Annotated in this window: 20 protein-coding genes, 2 tRNA genes and 1 pseudogene; 16 read left to right on the top strand and 7 right to left on the bottom strand. The window is 50.0% G+C overall.

Going from position 1 to position 17,315, the window contains the following annotated elements:
- On the top strand, positions 1-585 hold a 585-nt coding region (locus ACXJJW_RS07285; protein WP_456475076.1), incomplete at its 5' end, for a class I fructose-bisphosphate aldolase family protein.
- Between the two features lie 113 nt (positions 586-698).
- Here ACXJJW_RS07285 and ACXJJW_RS07280 read toward each other — a convergent pair.
- The 3 genes from ACXJJW_RS07280 to ACXJJW_RS07270 all read right to left on the bottom strand — a co-directional run bounded on the left by ACXJJW_RS07280 (position 699) and on the right by ACXJJW_RS07270 (position 2,577).
- Positions 699-1,067 carry a response regulator gene (locus tag ACXJJW_RS07280; protein ID WP_456475075.1) on the bottom strand — a complete coding sequence of 123 codons (369 nt, stop codon included), beginning with the start codon at positions 1,065-1,067 and terminating at the stop codon, positions 699-701.
- Between the two features lie 143 nt (positions 1,068-1,210).
- The gene (locus tag ACXJJW_RS07275) at positions 1,211-1,759 is read right to left on the bottom strand and encodes a phosphoribosyltransferase (RefSeq protein WP_456475074.1); all 549 of its coding nucleotides are present in this window, start codon (positions 1,757-1,759) and stop codon (positions 1,211-1,213) included.
- Positions 1,756-2,577, bottom strand: a complete 822-nt coding sequence (locus ACXJJW_RS07270) for a hypothetical protein (RefSeq protein ID WP_456475073.1) — start codon at positions 2,575-2,577, stop codon at positions 1,756-1,758. Before ACXJJW_RS07270 ends, ACXJJW_RS07275 begins: the two co-directional genes overlap by 4 nt.
- Positions 2,578-2,783: 206 nt before the next feature.
- On the opposite strand from ACXJJW_RS07270, the gene ACXJJW_RS07265 reads away from it, so the two are divergent.
- The gene (locus ACXJJW_RS07265; RefSeq protein WP_456475072.1) at positions 2,784-3,185 is read left to right on the top strand and encodes a response regulator; all 402 of its coding nucleotides are present in this window, start codon (positions 2,784-2,786) and stop codon (positions 3,183-3,185) included.
- Here ACXJJW_RS07265 and ACXJJW_RS07260 read toward each other — a convergent pair.
- Positions 3,182-4,444, bottom strand: a complete 1,263-nt coding sequence (locus tag ACXJJW_RS07260; protein WP_456475071.1) for a tRNA (N(6)-L-threonylcarbamoyladenosine(37)-C(2))-methylthiotransferase — start codon at positions 4,442-4,444, stop codon at positions 3,182-3,184. The two genes, ACXJJW_RS07265 and ACXJJW_RS07260, sit on opposite strands and share 4 nt — an antisense overlap.
- Before the next feature lie 58 nt (positions 4,445-4,502).
- Here ACXJJW_RS07260 and ACXJJW_RS07255 point away from each other — a divergent pair, with 58 nt between their 5' ends.
- From ACXJJW_RS07255 to ACXJJW_RS07200, 12 genes and pseudogenes are all read left to right on the top strand, one after another.
- Positions 4,503-5,273: a coenzyme F420-0:L-glutamate ligase gene (locus ACXJJW_RS07255; RefSeq protein WP_456475070.1), complete on the top strand. Its 771-nt coding sequence runs from the start codon at positions 4,503-4,505 to the stop codon at positions 5,271-5,273.
- A gap of 21 nt (positions 5,274-5,294) precedes the next feature.
- Positions 5,295-5,368, top strand: a tRNA-Gly gene (locus ACXJJW_RS07250).
- Between the two features lie 238 nt (positions 5,369-5,606).
- A complete protein-coding gene (locus ACXJJW_RS07245) occupies positions 5,607-5,951 on the top strand; it encodes a hypothetical protein (protein ID WP_456475069.1) in 345 nt (114 codons plus the stop codon).
- Positions 5,938-6,765, top strand: a complete 828-nt coding sequence (locus ACXJJW_RS07240) for a TrmB family transcriptional regulator sugar-binding domain-containing protein (protein WP_456475068.1) — start codon at positions 5,938-5,940, stop codon at positions 6,763-6,765. The genes ACXJJW_RS07245 and ACXJJW_RS07240 overlap by 14 nt, the downstream gene beginning before the upstream one ends.
- Complete coding sequence (locus ACXJJW_RS07235) at positions 6,740-8,068, top strand: hypothetical protein (protein WP_456475067.1); 1,329 nt, start codon at positions 6,740-6,742, stop codon at positions 8,066-8,068. Before ACXJJW_RS07240 ends, ACXJJW_RS07235 begins: the two co-directional genes overlap by 26 nt.
- Positions 8,069-8,073: 5 nt before the next feature.
- Complete coding sequence (locus ACXJJW_RS07230) at positions 8,074-9,093, top strand: glycosyltransferase family 4 protein (protein ID WP_456475066.1); 1,020 nt, start codon at positions 8,074-8,076, stop codon at positions 9,091-9,093.
- A complete protein-coding gene (locus tag ACXJJW_RS07225; RefSeq protein ID WP_456475065.1) occupies positions 9,090-10,265 on the top strand; it encodes a hypothetical protein in 1,176 nt (391 codons plus the stop codon). The genes ACXJJW_RS07230 and ACXJJW_RS07225 overlap by 4 nt, the downstream gene beginning before the upstream one ends.
- Before the next feature lies 1 nt (position 10,266).
- The gene (locus ACXJJW_RS07220; protein WP_456475064.1) at positions 10,267-11,310 is read left to right on the top strand and encodes a WD40 repeat domain-containing protein; all 1,044 of its coding nucleotides are present in this window, start codon (positions 10,267-10,269) and stop codon (positions 11,308-11,310) included.
- A gap of 23 nt (positions 11,311-11,333) precedes the next feature.
- Positions 11,334-12,239: pseudogene (locus ACXJJW_RS07215) on the top strand (dihydroorotate dehydrogenase).
- Complete coding sequence (locus ACXJJW_RS07210; RefSeq protein ID WP_456475063.1) at positions 12,236-12,760, top strand: chorismate--pyruvate lyase family protein; 525 nt, start codon at positions 12,236-12,238, stop codon at positions 12,758-12,760. Before ACXJJW_RS07215 ends, ACXJJW_RS07210 begins: the two are co-directional and overlap by 4 nt.
- Positions 12,761-12,942: 182 nt before the next feature.
- A complete protein-coding gene (locus ACXJJW_RS07205; RefSeq protein ID WP_456475062.1) occupies positions 12,943-13,089 on the top strand; it encodes a hypothetical protein in 147 nt (48 codons plus the stop codon).
- Positions 13,051-13,136, top strand: a tRNA-Leu gene (locus tag ACXJJW_RS07200). The genes ACXJJW_RS07205 and ACXJJW_RS07200 overlap by 39 nt, the downstream gene beginning before the upstream one ends.
- A 473-nt stretch (positions 13,137-13,609) precedes the next feature.
- Here the strand turns inward: ACXJJW_RS07200 and ACXJJW_RS07195 are convergent.
- Positions 13,610-14,386, bottom strand: coding sequence for a hypothetical protein (locus tag ACXJJW_RS07195; RefSeq protein WP_456475061.1), 777 nt, complete (start codon positions 14,384-14,386; stop codon positions 13,610-13,612).
- Entirely contained in the window at positions 14,373-16,166 is a 1,794-nt protein-coding gene (locus ACXJJW_RS07190; RefSeq protein ID WP_456475060.1) for an HlyD family secretion protein, read from the bottom strand. Before ACXJJW_RS07190 ends, ACXJJW_RS07195 begins: the two co-directional genes overlap by 14 nt.
- A 165-nt stretch (positions 16,167-16,331) precedes the next feature.
- Here ACXJJW_RS07190 and ACXJJW_RS07185 point away from each other — a divergent pair, with 165 nt between their 5' ends.
- Positions 16,332-16,628, top strand: a complete 297-nt coding sequence (locus ACXJJW_RS07185; RefSeq protein ID WP_456475059.1) for a hypothetical protein — start codon at positions 16,332-16,334, stop codon at positions 16,626-16,628.
- A 59-nt stretch (positions 16,629-16,687) separates the two neighbouring features.
- Positions 16,688-16,963 carry a hypothetical protein gene (locus ACXJJW_RS07180; RefSeq protein WP_456475058.1) on the top strand — a complete coding sequence of 92 codons (276 nt, stop codon included), beginning with the start codon at positions 16,688-16,690 and terminating at the stop codon, positions 16,961-16,963.
- A gap of 82 nt (positions 16,964-17,045) precedes the next feature.
- Here the strand turns inward: ACXJJW_RS07180 and ACXJJW_RS07175 are convergent.
- Positions 17,046-17,315: hypothetical protein (locus ACXJJW_RS07175; protein WP_456475057.1), on the bottom strand; the 270-nt coding region annotated here is incomplete at its 5' end.

The following is a 17,315-nucleotide window of genomic DNA, read 5'->3' as shown; positions in this document are numbered from 1 at the left end:
CGTGACATCGGCTTAATAATGCATCTTAGCGGGAGCACCTCCCTTTCTCCTGACCCCAACCACAAGGTTCTTGTTGCTACTGTTGAGGAGGCGCTCAAGCTGGGTGCAGATGCGGTTAGTATACACGTCAATGTGGGTGCTGATGACGAGGCGGAGATGCTTTCCCAGCTGGGCGAGGTTAGCGAGAGGTGCATGGAGTGGGGGATGCCACTGCTTGCGATGATGTACCCGCGGGGGAGGAAGATTGAGAGGGAGCACGATGTGGAGGTGGTGAAGCTCGCAGCAAGGGTGGGCGCAGAGCTGGGTGCGGATATAGTGAAGACAAACTATACAGGAGACCCGGAGACGTTCAGAGAGGTGGTGAAGGGCTGCCCTGTGCCGGTGGTGATCGCAGGAGGACCTAAGATGGGTTCTGATATGGAGGTGCTGGAGATGGTGGAAGGAGCAATAGAGGTGGGAGCAGCAGGGACTAGCATAGGGAGAAATATATTCCAGCATGCAAACCCTACTAAAATGGTGCAGGCAATAGCAGCAATTGTCCACGAGGGAAAGACAGCAGAAGAGGCAATGAGAATGCTGAAGTAGTTCTCAGGTACTTTACCAAATCAATTTGCAACGAGAACCTCCCATTATATTATTGTCGATGATGAGTGATGGGCGAACTGAAAGATGATGAGCCCTATGAGCACTGAGACAGGTTATATTTTTGCAAGTTTTTCGATGTGTGACAGAAAAGTGGTTCTGTCAAAGGGCTTGGCTATATAGCCATTGGCCCCAGCTTTCTTTGCGGCTTCTTCTATACCATCTATTGTGCCCATCACAGTAAAGAGCAGAACAGGTATATCCCGGGTTTTTGGATTGCTTTTTATCTCCCTTGTTATCTGGAGGCCATCCTTACCCGGCATGAAGATGTCCATCAAAATCAGGTCAGGGTGATAGTTGGATTCAAGCAGAGATAGGCAGTCCTCCCCGGTTAAAACACGCTTCACGCTGTGCCCGTGCTTCGCCAGCAAAAGCTGGGCCAGCTCTCCTACCCCTTCATCGTCATCCACAAGAAGGATGTTCATCAAGTACTTCTGTTGCACACAAAATATAAAAAATTTGCTTTTAAAAATATTTGAACCATTCAATATTTTTTCTTTTTCTGTGATAATTGTTAATTTTTTTAATCGCTATAGCTGCATCTCCGCAGAATCCTTTCCCGAGACCATCAGCAATCCGGGAGCTCTTCTTTGCTCAGCCCTGCCCGTACAAGCTCTCTCTCAGCCTCCTCACTGCTCTCAGCCTTGCTAAGAATCAGCCTCACAGTCTCCCTCACCTCCCAGGGGAATATAACCCATGCATCTGTCTCTTTCACGTAGAGGTCCGGGTTTATCTCTGAGTGGGGCTTTTTGACCAGGGTGACAACAAATATCTCCCCAGCGCCCCTCTCCTCGAGATGCCTCCGTGCTATAATCAGGCTCTTTCCCGTGTCTGCAATGTCATCGACAAGAAGCACCTTCTTTCCGGTAACATCTATCTGCGTGGGATGTAGAATCACAGGCTTTTCTGCGACCTCACCTATGCCTGTGTAGAATTTTACTCGCATTGTGTGCAGCTCATCGCTGTCCAGCATGTCGCTTAGCAGCCTTGCAGGCACCCAGCCTCCCCTGGCTATGCCTATTATTAAATCAAAGGGCACCTTTTTCGCCTTGATTTCCCGGGCAAGAGTCAGGCACTGCTCTTCGATATCCTCCCATGTGAGCCGGAGATACTTCATCCCATTCTCTCCATCAGGTTCATAAGCTGCCTCTCTGGAATATATTTTATTGCTTTTGTCAGGGTATTCTCGGGATATGTTCTGATCTTACCCTCTTTATACCCCCTGAGTGTTATGCTGAAGATCTCTGCCTTGATTTCATTGCTCTGCAGCTCTTGAGACACCTGATCTCCAATCTGCGCAAGAATCAGAACTTTTATCAGATTTTCATTCATCTGTATCCCCATTTGATTTGCTGTGTTGAGGAGTTCATCTGTGGTAATCTTCCTTACGAGCGGTTTATCGAGAAGAGGATTGGTGATGGTAACCTCCCATTCCATCCCACCAATTTCGCCGCGCAGAATGCGGAGCAGCTCAGCCGCATCCACAGTGTGCTGAGCGTAAAACAGCTCACCTTTTTCGCCGATTTCAATCTTCTTGGGCGCCACAAGTGCAAAAATTTCGGCAACAACAGTGTCATCTATCAGCACAACCCTGTCCACCGCCGCAACCTTCTCCATTATCTTCTCATCCGCGTAGGTATACCCTTTAATTTCACTGCCTGTGATTGCATCCGCACCCGATTTTTCTGAATTCTTAAACAGGTCTCTCAGGTAGACATTGCCTACCTTCTGGGCAGGGTCAAGGAGTACCGCACTGCCCTCTTCCCTGTTTAGAGCAACGCCAAGCTCAATTTCCCTGTTCTCTGGATTTATCACAAAAATTGCAGGATTCTCATTCTGCATACTCTCAACATCACCTTTAATTGAAGTTGCTGCAATGACCCCAAGTATGACAAGAAAAACAAAAAATATCCCCACCATCTTTAAGAGCTTCATAGACCATCACCTCACACCGAGACTTCATGTACACTAGGGCGCTCTTGAAATAAATATTTTCCTTTCTTCTCCCTCCAGGTTATGTGAAAATTTTTCAACATTGTTAAGCATAATTTCAAAAACTTAAACATAAAGTATATATAAAACATTGGTTATAAAATAACATAACACTTAATTTCAACGGATAAATAACATAAGGTGGGAACATGACCCCGGAAATTAAAAAACCGGCCTCGCCGGCAAGAGTTATGGTGGTTGATGATGACCCTGATGTTGTACTTCTTTTAAATAAAGTTTTGTCCAGGCGGGGTTATGAGGTTGTGAGTTCTCTTAGTGGTGAGGAGGCAATTGAAAAGGTGCTTGAGACCAAACCGGACATAATCTTCATGGATATCATGATGCCCACAATGAACGGATGGGATGCTGCAAAGGCTATAAAGGAGAACAAGAAGACCAGCCACATACCCATAGTATTCCTCTCTGTACGCAAGGAACCTGAAGATATAGAGAAGAGTCTGAAATATGCCCATGCGGATGCGCACATTGGTAAGCCGATAAACTTCAATAAACTGTATGAGATTATAGAGAAGTACGCGCAGGCAAGCTAGGCTATAATATATGTGGGCCTTATATCCCTGATTTTTACCTCTCTGAATTCCCCTATTTTTCCCTTCTCCAGCACCACCTGGCGGTATGCATCGCTTCGCGCAAGGAGGGTGTCGCCCTTTCCGTGCTTTGTGACGAGCACCCTTAGCGTTTTGCCTGCGTAGCGGGAGTTTCTCTCCAGGCCGATGTCCTGCATAAGCTTCGTCAGCCTGCGGGAGCGCTCTTTCTTGATCCAGTCGTGCATGTCCTTTAGCCTGGCAGCCTCTGTACCGGGACGGGGTGAAAAGCGGGTGATGTTGAGTATCTCAGGCTTTATCTCCTCTATGAGCCGGTATGTCTTCTCAAAAGCCTCATCGCTTTCTGTGGGGTAGCCAACTATCACATCGGTGGACAGGGTGCTCTCAGGAAAACGGCGCCTGAAGCTGGTGACCAGCTCCACGAAGTCAGCCACACGGTACCCGCGGCGCATATGGCGCAGCACGGAGTTGCAACCGCTCTGCACAGGCAGATGGAGGAATTTGTATATCTTCTCGCTTGAGCAGACATTGAGAAGCTCGTCGAAGATTTCTTGAGCATAGGTGGGGTTCATCATTCCCACACGTATGCGGAACTCGTAGGGAAGGTCTATCAGATCGCCAAGGAGCTCCGGCAGCGAAGTCGAGATATCCCGCCCGTAGACGGCGGTGTCCTGGGAGGTGAGCTGGATTTCGCGGTACCCCTGCTCAAGGGCGTGCTCCACCTCCCTCACTATACTCTTTACAGGGAAGCTTCTCAGCCTCCCCCTGGCGAAGCGTGTGGCGCAGTAGGAGCATGCTCCAAGGCAGCCTTCGCTGATCGCCACAATTGCAATTGCGCTGTTGTGGTGGCGCAGCTTGGGCAGCTCTGGCTTTACCAAAGGCACATCTTCCTGCGCCGGACGCCCCTCTATGGCGCTGTTTATCTCTGCAATGTGCCTGAGGGGAAGCACGACGTCGGCGCCAGAGGTATAGGCGGAGGAGGGGTTTGCACCGGGTAAGCAGCCCGTCAGTACAACCCGCTTGCCTGCCTGCTTAAGCCTTCCTATCTCCCTGAGCACCTTTCGCTCAGTAAACCCCACAACGGCACAGGAGTTTACAACAACGGCGTCGCTCTCCTCAGGCGACTCTACCACCTCATGGCGCCTCGCCACCAGCGCCCTGAGTATCTCAGTGTCGCCCCGATTCATTGTGCATCCGTAGGTTGAGAAGTAGACCTTCACATTCAGCTTTAAAAGGCATAACATGGGCAACATGCCTGAATGAATGGCGAAGATTTATAACGTTTGTTTTTGAGGTTTGGGTATGAAACTTGAGATTTACGGGTTGAGGCATATACCCTATGTGAGGAAGGGTGACGACGTTGCAGAGCTCATCCTGAAGGCAGTGGAGAGACAAAAGCTGGAGCTGCAGGAGGGTGATGTGGTTGTGGTGACAGAGAAGATTGTGGCTAAGGCAGAAGGGCGCGAGGTGGAGCTGAACAGCGTTGAGGTTTCTGATGAGGCGAGAAAGCTGGCAGAGGTGACGGGGAAGGACGCAAGGGTGGTGCAGCTAATTCTGAATGAGGCAAGAGAGGTGCTCGCCGTGGGTGAGAATTTTCTCATTGTCGAGACGAGGCATGGCTTTGTGTGCGCCAATGCCGGAATAGACCAGAGTAACATCAGGGAAGGTAGGGCGAAGCTTCTACCAGTTAATCCGGACAGGAGTGCACTGGAGGTCAGAAGGAAACTGGAGGTAGCCACAGGCAGGAGGATAGGTGTTATTATAGCCGACTCCTTTGGCAGATGCTTCCGCTACGGCAGCGTGGGCGTGGCTATAGGCTGCTCGGGCGTGGTTGCCCTGTGGGACCGGCGGGGAGAGCGCGACCTGCTCGGAAGGGAGCTTCAGGTAACCCGCATCGCTGTGGCAGACAACATAGCCGCAGCAGCCAACCTGGTGCTGGGTGAGGGCGGCGAAGGTATCCCCGTAGCCATAGTGCGCGGGTTAAATTTGCTGGGCGAGGGGGCAGCCAGGGATTTGATAAGGCCAAAGGAGATGGATGTTTTCAGACGGGGACGAAATTCTTTCTCTTGTTAGGCTGGTGGAATTCTTCCTAGAGCGGGCGTGATCTAGTCTGGTTAGGATTGTGGCCTTCCAAGCCACCTGCCCGGGTTCGAATCCCGGCGCCCGCATATCCAGGGAAGGGGGAGGGCCCCCTTCCCTTTGGTATACCCAACCCCCCACAGGATACAAAAGGAATATCTGATGGAAACATAGCGGTATTGAGCGCAGCGAAATACCGCAATCTGATGATGCAACTGTCTGCAGTTGCTGATCAAACTTTCTGAAGTTTGGTTCTGAATCCCGGCGCCCGCATCCAGGGGGATACCAGGGGAAGCTTTTTTAAGCGTTGCTGAGATTTTTATAAGCATGACATCGCCTGAGGCTTCATCCACGGTGGCAGGTAGGGCATCGAGGGCTCTGGAGATTCTGGGGTATACGGTGGCCTTCACATCCCTTCAGGTCCTCCTGGTCTATTTCGTGTTCAAACTTAGCCTCTTTGAGAAGTATCGTTATGTTTACGACAGCTATTTCTTTTTCTTCAGCTACTTCTACAAGCTGCTGATTACAGTTTACAGCATGATTCTCGGCGACTCCATTCTCAACAACCCGGTTTTCTACGGCATGTTCATGAGGATGTTTTTCATCCTCTTCGTTCTGAATTTAATCTACTTTATCTACAGACATGTGGAGGGGAGAAATGAAACTTCTTGACATCAAAGAGGGCAAGGTACTGGGTGTGAACTTTGTCGATTTCATAGCAATAGCCCTTGTCCTCTTTCTCGCATTCTCCTTTGCAAGAACTGTACTCGCAGAGGAGCTTGTTTTCAGTGGCGAGGAGGTCTACAAGGCGGTTAAAACCTACAACAAGCTGGAAAGCAAGGGGTTCCTTGCAGAAGCCGAGATAAGGGGCACCGCCATAGGCGACCCCACGCAGAGGGAGAGAAATTTTAGTGGTGTTGTTGTGGCTGCTAGGGGAGGTACGCTGTACATCAGAAATCAGCACGGAGATGAGTTCACCGTTGGGGGGAGTATGAGTTACCTTGAGGATGTGGCTGCAAAGGAAATCAGGCTCATGCCCCTCTACTCCTCCTCACTCAGCTTCTATTCAAAGAAAGAGCGCTTTGGAGATTTCAGAGAATTTCTCGATGCGCTGAAGCAGCTTAAGCAGAGCACAGGGGCAAGCAGATTGGTGCTCAAGGGCGAGATAAGCATAAGCCAGCCGGGTATGAGATATCTGGATGTTAAGAATGCTATTGAAGGCTGCTTCTACTGTGTCGGTTCAAGGGCGTACAAGACAGGCGAAGACCTGTATGTGCTCTCCTTCAGAGATATAGAGCTGGGGGAGCTCGAGCACCTCAACCTGGAGAGCGGCGAGGTGGTAACCAGAAAACTGAGGATATACCTGGGTTATGAGGAGGAGCTTGAGAAGCCAAAGGTGGAGGAAGCAGCCAGGGCTGCGGTGGTGCAGGGGTTCCTGAGAGAAGAGGGAGACGCAACCTATGTCAGTGTTGGTGAACTCCTCTAGGCTTGTGGACTTTGTAAAAAAGGCGACGCTGTTTCTTGCAGCCTCTCTTGAAGGGAGCCTCATTCTGCGCATCGCCGGCATGGGCGCGGCCTTTATTGAGAAGAGTTTCCGGCTCTCTCTCCTGCGCCGTCTTGCTCCGCTTCTTCTCCGGCTTTATCCGGCAAGGATTTATTCGGCTGTGGACAGGGTTAACGCCAGGCTTCCTCAGGCAGAGCTTTCGCCGGTGCTGCTCTTTCCCATCGCCTACCTGGCCTTCCTCTCGCTTGGGAAGATAAGCCTGCTCTCATTCTCGGTGGTGGTCGCTTCTCTCATCTCCTTCATTGTGGCCTTCTCTCTTGCGTCCGGGATAAGGGTTAGAAGAGTTGCATTCGAGGAGCACGCGCTGAAGCTCGGAATTGCGCTGTTTCTGCTTTCACTGCTTGCCCTGTGCCTCGACCTCTACAGGGCCTATAAGGTACCTCTGCTTGAGCCGCAGGCGAGGGTTAAGCTGAGTGTTGCCTACACCTACCTTGCCACCTTTCTTGTGCCCGGAGGTGTTCTCTTTGCCTCCCTGCTCGGGAAGCAGTACCTCGCAGGTAAGCTCAGCCTGCGGGAGGTGAGGGTTTACACCATTGCAATAGCCGTGGCGACGGCCTTTCTCATAACCCTGCTCGGGTACCGCACCCAGAGTGTGGTCTCAATTCTCGCCTTCACCTTTGTTATGCACCGGTACCGCATGATAGGCATAGCCGAAATAACCGCCGCGGCTGGCGGCGCACTCCTCGCCGTCGCCGCCCTGGGTTACTACCGTGCCCTTGTAATCGGCAGCGGGGTAGGGGTTTTTGAGGTGATAGCAAAGAGGGTTGATTTGACCCTCACCCTGTACGACTTCACTGTCAGAAGCCTCTATGAAGCGGGTGCCAGAAGCTTTCTCTTCGGGCACTACCACGGCGACATAGCACTGGCCACTTTCTCCTCCTTCCTGAACTTTGTGCCGGGCTTGAGCCTGGGGCCGCGCACAATTGTGGCTCGAGATTTCGGGGTGACTGGGGTTTCCCTAACCTCAACACTCCTCGGCACCGTAACCCTGGATATGGGGCTTACTGGAGCTATTACCTTCACCTTCATCCTGGGGCTCATTCTGGGAGCGGTGTATGCACTTATGAAACAAACCGGCTCAGCGCTTGCCACTGCGCTCTTCAGCATCTGCTTCGCCTACCTGCTTGCGGGGATAGAAACAGGACTGGTGGACTTCAATGTCTTTGTGCTCTATGCGCTTACAGCCTTTGTTGCGCTAGCTTCAATTGCCAGGGCTCAGGGGTAGGGGCAATGCGGGTGCTTTTGCTGACCATCTGGAAGCCCTCCCGCGGGGGGGTGGTTACCCATGTGGAGAACCTGATCAGGCGCCTCCCCTGCGAATTTGAAATCGTCACATACCCGCGATTTGCCAGGCTACCTCTTTTGAGGGCAGCCGTCTTTATCCTCTGGGGTTTCTTTAATGCGCTCAGGATGAGCAGGAGAAGGAGGTTTGAGCTTATTCATGCCCACTATGCGGTGCCTCAGGGCTTGCTTGGGGTTCTGCTGAAGCGGGCGCTGCGCCTGCCCCTTGTGGTGACCCTCCACGGCACAGACATAAACTACCTTGCAAGGAAGAGAATTACGCGCCCCCTGGTAAGGCTGGTTCTGATGCAGGCTGATGCTGTGGTGACGGTGAGCAGATTTCTGAAGGAGGAGGCCGAGAGGCTGGGCGCAGAGGCAGAGAAGGTCAGGGTTATCTACAACGGTGTTGAGCTACCGGAGCGCACCGAGGCAGAGAGGGACATGAGCATACTCTTTGTGGGCAGCCTTGTGAAGCAGAAGGGTGTGGACACCCTGCTCAGAGCCTTCCGCATGGTTAAGGAGCGTCTGCCAGAGGCGAAGCTGGTTATAGTGGGCGATGGTAAGGAGAGGGCGATGCTGGAGGAGATGTGCACCCGCCTTAAGCTCAGCGATGTCTTCTTTGAGGGAAGCAGAAGTGAGCTGAGCAGCTACTACTCCCGCTCCCGCGTACTTGCACTCCCATCCCGCGCCGAGGGTTTTGGTCTGGTGGCTCTCGAGGCCATGGCCCACGGCTTGCCGGTGGTGGCCACCCGGGTTGGAGGAATCCCTGAGGTTGTTACCCACGGCGAAGCTGGGATGCTGGTGGAAAAGGACAACGCCCATGCCCTTGCGGAGGCGCTTATCAGGGTGATGGAGGACAGCGCGCTGTGGGAGAAGCTCGCGAGGAATGCCAGAGAGCGCGCCTCTGAGTTCTCATGGGAAAATACTGCGCAGCAGTACGCCGGCCTCTATGAGGAGCTGAGAAGATGAACCTGAAGCGGCTTCTCTCCCCGGAGGTCGTATTCCCCTCGGTGTACCTCATCTTTCTCGGCTTCGCCTATGGAGGGTATAGGTTCGAGGCCACGGGTAGATACCTGGTCCCGGCCTTTGGCGGGCTTCACGGCCTGAGCTTTGCTCTGAGCCTCTTCGGTGTTGCTCTCATCACCGCCTCTGCGCTGCTGGGCAAGAGGATTGAGGTGAAGCTGAATCCCAACTATCTCCTCCCGGTTATGGCGCTCCTGGCGTTTTTTGCCCTCCAGTCCACATTTCCAGAGCAGACTGCCTTCAACCTCGCCCTCTCCGCCGGAAGCATCGGCTTCTGGCTGGCTTTCACCCGCTTTGGCTCTGTATCTGCGCTGATAGCAGGGGCATATGCTCTGGCCTTGGTCGCCGTGCTGCTGACGCTGTTGCAGGGGATACCCCTGCTTGAGGCGAGCTTCCGGGAGAGCATGGCCGTCTCACCTGCCCGAGCAGTGTTCCACGGCTTGGCGGTGCTCTCAGCCTCCCTGCTCGCCGTTGTTGCCTCAAGAAGGGTGGCGGTGTCGGGCACCCTCTTCCTTATTGGCCTCGCTGTGCTCTCGGGCTTCAAGAGCGACGCAATAGCAGTGATTCTGAGCGCAACCATCGCCGGTCTGCTTGCGGGAAGGCTGAATCTTCGCTCCCTGGTACCTGCCCTTGCTGGAATTGGTGTAATCCTGACTCTCGTGAGCACCCACATCGCAAGCCTTGCCTATGCAACCTGGAAGATACCCCCCTATCTCTACATATTTTACCGCGCCGGCTTCACCTTCTCGGTGTTTGACAGGATAGTGGAGCTCTCCCTGCCCTGGGGACTGCTCCACGGCGCTGCCCTCAGCGACGTCAAGCAGGTGATTACGAGCAGCGTAATACTGGGCTACGAGAAGGAGCACATAATCACCTCAACCCTTTTCGGCCCGGCAACCCTTGATTTTGGACTCCCCGGACTTGTGGTAACCGCACTGCTTGTGGGTGTGTACCTGGGCATTATGTACCGCCTCGCCAGGAGCAGTATAGGCTGTGCAGTGTATGCGGTTGCCATTACCCACCTGCTAATTCTGATAGAGGTCGGACTGCAGCCCACCAGCGTCCTCTTCCTGCTTACCCTCCTCTATCTGTCCCTGAATGCGGAGAAGGTGATGTGAAATGAGAGAGGCTGTTCTGCTGCTTATGCTTATCGCCCTCTCGGCGTGCATTGCCGAGGAGGGGGGGGATGTCGAGGTGCCACCCGTCGAGGTTGAGGCACCAGCACCAACAACGCCACCACCGCAGGCGATGCCGGAGGAGAGCATCCCTCTGGACCAAGGCGAAAGCACCCCTGAGTTTAAAATCTCGCCGCTGTGGAGCTTCGCCACGGGAGAGCCTGTGTACGGGGTGGATGCCGGCAAACACTACGTTGCAGCGGCCAGCTACGACAACACTGTTTACCTCTTGAATATGAGCGGCAACCTGCTCTGGAAGTTTAAAACCCAGGGCAATGCGGAAGCTGTGGCGCTGAGCGAGGGGGAGAACTACTTGGTTGCGGCGAGCTACCTCATACCTGAGGCCAGGATTTACCTTTTCAGGCTCGCTAATGGGGATGCAACTTTAATCTGGGAGAAGAAGCTCCAGAGTGGGGTAAAGGGGGTGGCAATCTCAGAGGATGCTGACCTGGTGGTTATTGCGGCGCGCGACGGCAATGCCTATGCTTACTCCCTGGAGGGCAAGCCGCGCTGGACATTCAAGACCCAGAAGAGCGCCTGGGGGGTGTGGGACGTGGCAATAGAAGGCAAATACGTGGCGCTCGCCGCGGATGACACCTATCTCTACTTCCTCGATACCGGTGGAAAGCTCCTGTGGAAGAGGGGCGGCGGAAAGGGGGGCTACCTCTATGGATGCGCCCTCTCCTCAAAGCTTGTGGCGGGGGCAGCGCAGGATAAAACGCTGTACGTCTACAGCACAGACGGCAGGCTTATGTGGAAGTTTAGAAGTGGATTCTCCAACTACGACGTGGCCATAGATGACAACCTCAGGCTAATAGCCCTCAGCTCCTGGGATAAAAAGGTCTACCTGCTCAGCTACTCGGGTGAAAAGATTGCTCAGCTCGACTTTGAACAGGAGCCAACGGGCGTGGACTTCTCCAGCGACGGTGCTACGGTTGCCATCGGCAACAGAGATGGAAAGCTTTACCTTTTTGGTATAGAAAATTAGAAAAGGATGCACGGGGTTTTACAATCATGCTTGAAGTTGAGTTCGCGGGCTTGAAGCTGAGAAATCCAACAGTACTCGCTTCCGGCATCCTGGGCTCGAGCGCAGCCTCGCTGCTCAGGGTGGCGCGCAACGGCGCGGGTGCGGTGGTGGCAAAGTCGTGCGGAATAGAGCCGAGAGAGGGCCACGCCAACCCCACAGTTATTGAAATTGAGCAGGGTATTCTCAACGCCGTTGGCTTAGCGAACCCGGGGGTTGAGGAGTTTGCAGAGGAGATAAAGCTTGCGCTTCAGGGTGGGGTGCCTGTTATAGCCAGTGCCTATGGTTTCAGGGCTGAGGATTATGCACACGTCGCCAGAGTTCTTGAGGGCGCGGGGGTTGCAGCCATCGAGCTCAACCTCTCGTGTCCAAATGTGGAGAAGGTGGGCTCGCTTTTCGGCGCTGATGCAGAGCTTGCCCGGGAGGTGGTCAGCGAGGTCAAGCGCACCGTCTAACTCCCTGTGTTTGCGAAGCTCACCGCCAACGTCGGCGATATCGTGGAGGTCGCCAAAGCGTGCGAAGATGCTGGCGCAGATGGCATAACCGCAATAAATACGCTCAAGGCGATGGCAATCGATACAAAGGCGAAGGTGCCTTTGCTCGGCAACAGGGTGGGAGGACTCTCGGGTCCCTGCATCAAGCCAGTTGCCCTGCGCTGCGTGTATGAGATTGCCCAGGAGGTTGAGATTCCTGTAATAGGATGCGGGGGCGTTACCACCGGCGAGGATGCGGTGGAGTACCTCATGGCCGGTGCCAGTGCGGTGCAGATAGGAAGTGCTGTGCTCACCCGCGGGGTGAGCGTATTCAGGAAGGTGGCGCTTGAGATTAAGGAGTTTCTTGAGGAAAGGGGTTATTCTCATGTTAAAGATATAGTGGGGCTTTCTCTGAGATGATAGCAGAGCTCGAGAAGCTGGCAGGGCGTGTGAAGCTGAGCCCTGTGCACAGGATTCTGCTCACCACAGACGGCTCAATAACGCGAATCCTTGAGGCACTTGAGGGCTGCGAAGTCCAGGTGGAGACGGTGCGCCAGGAGGTCGTCAGGGCGATGCCGCGAATCGCGGGGCTGCTGCAAATCGCAGAGGGGGAGGAGGTCAACCACCGCATTGTGAATCTGCGCAGCGCCGAGCGCGTGCTGGTGAGGGCCACCTCCTATGCTCCGCTAAGCAGGCTTGAGCCCGGGTTCAGGGAGGCGGTGATGCGGGCGGAGAAGCCCATCGGCAGGATAATGGCTGAGCAGGAAATGGAATCCAGGAGGGAGATTCTCGGCTTTTCGGCGACAGAAGCAGACCCCCGGCTTGCCAGCGTGTTTGGCATAGCGCAGGGTGAGCTTGTGCTTGAGAGGAGCTACATAATAATTCATCGCCGCTTGCCTCTGCTCCACATAACCGAGGTATTTCCCCACAGCTTCTTCTGATACCAGGGGAGGGGTGTCTCCCCTCCCCTTAGGTATACCCCTCCCCCAACAGGGATATGAGGGAAACGCGTCACATAATCAATTAAGTGATTTCGGAAAGGTTTATCTTGTGAGCAATCCTCATTAGGGGAACCATAATCATCAAGGAGGAATTTAATGGCAGGTAAGCATTCGTCAAGAAAATGGAAGAAGCGTGGAAAATGTCGGTGGAAAACCAGAAAGAAAAAGCTGAAGGAAAGGAGAAGAAAGAGAAAGCTCCGGCAGAGGTAATCTCTTTCTTTTTAATCTTTGCGGGGGTGTCCGAGCCGGGTCAAAGGAGACAGGCTTAGGACCTGTTGGCGTAGAGCCTGCGAGGGTTCAAATCCCTTCCCCCGCATACATCGACACCACGCTGGCCGCCCTTTTTTCTGGTTTTTAGCGTTCCAACATCTTTGATTCGCCTCTTAGAAACCTTTCACCTTTTTGTTTTATAAAGGAAGGTTTCTATGGTTCACTTTCTTGCTGAAGAGGCTTATAAAAGGATTTCACCATTTTCCTTTAGATAGTGTTTCCCCGAGATTGGCTGAGGATTCTAACCCTTGATGGCTTTCGCTTTTTTGGCCCTTATTTATACATTAAAAAGATAGAAAAACTCTAAACCCTCGGTCATTCCCATCCCTTTGAGACCAAACATGAAAACCCTCCCCTAAAGTGCTTCTCTACTCCACATGGCATTTATCAAATACCAAGGAGAGTACCATTAAAGCTGAAACACCAAATCCAAAAAGAAGTTTTTCATGTGAATTCAAAATTTTGGAAACTTCTTAAGTTATGAAACAAGTGTGTAATATTTTTAAAATAATGTTTGCTCTACATTAGCCCAAGTCTTTCCGCAAAGCGTTTATACCCTTTTCGCCAAAGTGTCCATGTGTTTGTTTTCTGTGTCAGAGAGATTTGTCCTTCACCAGCTAGGGCTTTTATTGTTGTAGTTATGTCATTGCTTTTTTGAAGTTCAAGAAACCCTTTCCTCGAAATCCATATCAAGACATCCTCATTAGATGTTTCTCCCTCAACAACATCTGGAAATCCATTCCTAATATATATAGTAAATACCTCTCCTCGACTTTCGCTTATGTGTAATTCCAACACACTACCATCCTTTAACTTTTGAAGACCGAATTTATTTAATACCTGAGCAACTTCATGAGCTTGAATTGCAGTAATCGTTTCTTTAGAAGACGATTCCTTCAATGCCGACTTTTGTTGAGTATTTATAAAAGAAGATGCTTGAGACGGTGTAGATTTAACACTGGGAGTTTCAATAGTTGGTGAAGTTGTCGTTTCAATTCTAGATAATTCGGGCGGGATATAACTAGGAAGTTCTGTACCACTTCTTTCAATGTTAATTTTTACTCGCGGCTCTATAACCGAGACTTTTTCAAAAAGACGGATTTGGTAAGAAGATTGTTCAGAGCCCCCTGAAGAAGAACTAATGTCTATGGGTTTACCCTCCTTAGGCATATAAAATAAGTTGTGTGCGTTGACATATCCCACATAACCTAAAAACGCCAAGAAAAATATTAATTTAAACGAAGGTTTTGTCTTAAGCTTTAGTATCCCACTTTTAATTTTTTCAATTAACCACATAAAATCGTTTCCTAGAATATATAGCCAATGGTAACAGAGTGAACAGTAAGATCATCGTTGGGCCGCAAACCCCCTTAGACTCTGCAATCTTTTTCTGAACCGTAGAGTTTAAAGCTGAGGAAACCTTTGATGACAAATAGAAGGCATTAGATGACTCTGAAAAAGCATTACGGTATGAGTTTACAGCGTTCACATAATTTTTATTATTTAACAATGAGTCTCCTTCTTTTAGCAGTTCATCTGCCTTTTTAATACTGGCACCAGCCGTAGCCAAGTTGTCTTTAAATTCAGAAAATTGCGCTCCCGTAATATTATTCTTAAATTTTTCAACCATTCCAGAGGATACTTCATATAATTTAGCACTTTCATTCTGCTTTTTCAATGCCTTAGCTTGGGCTCTGAGAGCCATATTATAGAGGATATTATTCAAATTAGACTCTATTTTTTCAGTTATATCGAGGGATTTGGTGGAATATGATTTAGACTCATCATAATCCCCATCTCTATACCTTCTTTCAGCTTTTTCCACTTCCCCTTTCGCATCCAGTATCTGTCCTGTATATCCTTCTATCTCCTGCTTAAACGAGGATGCATCGATACCCATTTCAGAAAGCCGAATTATCAAAGTATTAGTCTGATTGATAAGATCCACAATTTCGTTATACTTTTTCTGCGCCTCTTTCAACTTGATCTTAGCTTGTCCCTTTTCTTCTTGATATTTCTCTTTCGTAGAAAGAGCATTTGACTTAGCACTATTTGCGCTGGCCTGGGCTTCAATAGCCAATGCCTCAGCCTGTTCCGCATATTGCTTTGCATCGTTGTAGTTTCTTAAATTAAACTGAGAAACTGCATCATTATACTTCGAGGATGCAGAATCTACCTTACTTTTGGCAGTGTCTAACAGAGTCTGAGATTGGATTACGTCTGCTCCAATAGATTTTGCCTCCGAAATCACAGCCTGGGCCGCAGATATTAATGAGTTAGCAGAATCAATCGCAGCCCTAGCTCTATTAATTGCCATTTGTGTATTGTTTTTCGCTTGAATTATCAACTCCTTAGCTTGAATAGCCAAAGTGCGAGCAGAATCGGCATCGGATTTTGCCATTCTTGCGTAACTCGCTGCCTCATTTGCAGCCGTAGTAGCCAGATCATATCCTTCTTTAATATCCTGATTGTAATAATTAGTAGATATTGACATTTTGTTTTGAGCTGTCTGTAGGTTATTTTGAGCATTTGTAAGTTTTAACAAAGCATTACTCACATCAGCGCCCAGGTTCTTCGCTTCATTAATATCGTTTTGAGCGGAGCTTATACTTGACGAAGCAGAGCTTATTGCGCTTTGAGCATCGTCTCTCGTAGAATCTGCGTTAGTTTTAGCAATATAAGTAGGATGTTCAGTATAGTAAATTGTAACTATGACATATTTTTCGTCGATTGTTGAATTATCACTGTCATAGCATCTTGAATATATTTTACGTTGAATGCTTCCAGAGCCACTTCCCCATGGAGGAGCGTAAATATATACAGAAAGCTGTACGGTGCTGCGGGCATCTACATTGAACTTACTTGACCATGATGATGTATCAGACCGAACTTTGCAGTGTCCCATGTTCCACCAATTGTTGTTTTTTATTTGAATTTGTGAGGTCGTGCGTTCTCCCGTGTACAAATTAACAGATGAGCTGGAAACTAAAGATAAAGTATAACTTATTGCAAAAACACTTGAGGGCAATATTAATAAGCTCACCATGGTTAGAAATAAAATGGCGACCCGATTCATTTTCCTACGCCCTCCTACAACTCCTCCTATATATTAATAAGGTAATAAAGGATTGTTTAAATATTTTTCCTTTCTTTTCAGTATCTTCGAACGTCCATTTTAACTTTCACTTTTCCATTGCTTGGTCAAGTCTCAAAGAGCACCATTTAATCCATAGCTATCTTTATGAAGCTTTACTCAGTGCTGTGCCGCCTGACTCGCTTCATATCCTCTTTGTGCCTATCTGAAAGCTCTAAGTACCCTTCGAGTAAGTATGCGGCGCTGGTGCTCTCTGCGGGGAATTGCAATGACTATGTTGAGAGCGTTTCCAGAGTGATGAAGTCTCTGCCGGATGCAGACACCCTCTTTCTCAACCTCAGGGCGAGCGGGCTGGAGAGGCTGGAGGACGCGCTACAAATTCATAGTGGTAAGCGTAGTGAGCTATTCCAGGAGATTCATACTCTTAGCCCTGCCAGTGCCTAGGGAATAAGGGTCAGAAAAGAATAAAGAGCATAATTATTGAATTTTTTAAAAGTCCTGCTGTGACTATAAATAAAAAAACTGAAGAAACAAATCAAACTAAGAAAACAAAGAACATTAAAATAAAAATTACTCATGGTCTATTAGCCATACTCGCTTTTATAGTCGGCTTAATTATGAAAAGTCTAAGAAGATTCTCTGTAAAAACTCCTTCGGGAACAGAAATAAAAGGTGAGTTTGAACCGGAAGAAGAAAAGCGGAAACCTCTCTCAGAAAGCAGAATTCAAAAAGTTAAAGAGGAACCTGAAAATAATAAGCGTTTTATTTCCAAAGAATGATCAATATTAACACTTTTAAGCATTTCAGAAATACCTCAATGTCTAGACTAAGTATGTACTTATTCCCCGCATAAAATTCCCATCACTTTTCTCTGCACTTCTCACACAATTCCCTATACTCCTCCGGCACAAATGCACAGGAAGGGGCCAATTTAAATTTAGCACATGTTTCTTCATCCGGCTCCCAGCCGGGTGGTGGTGTTGCACCAGCCTTCATCATAGTCGCTATATCTGCGCCCCCCATGCTGGGGACTGCGTCAATATTTATCGCCGGTTCCTCGAGTTTGACAAAATCCTCCGGGGAAACGTCCAGCTTCTCCATAAAATTAAAGTCCAGGAAATCAGATGGGAT

Source organism: Candidatus Pyrohabitans sp., from assembly GCF_054014795.1.
This window is presented reverse-complemented; position numbering and strand designations above follow the sequence as displayed.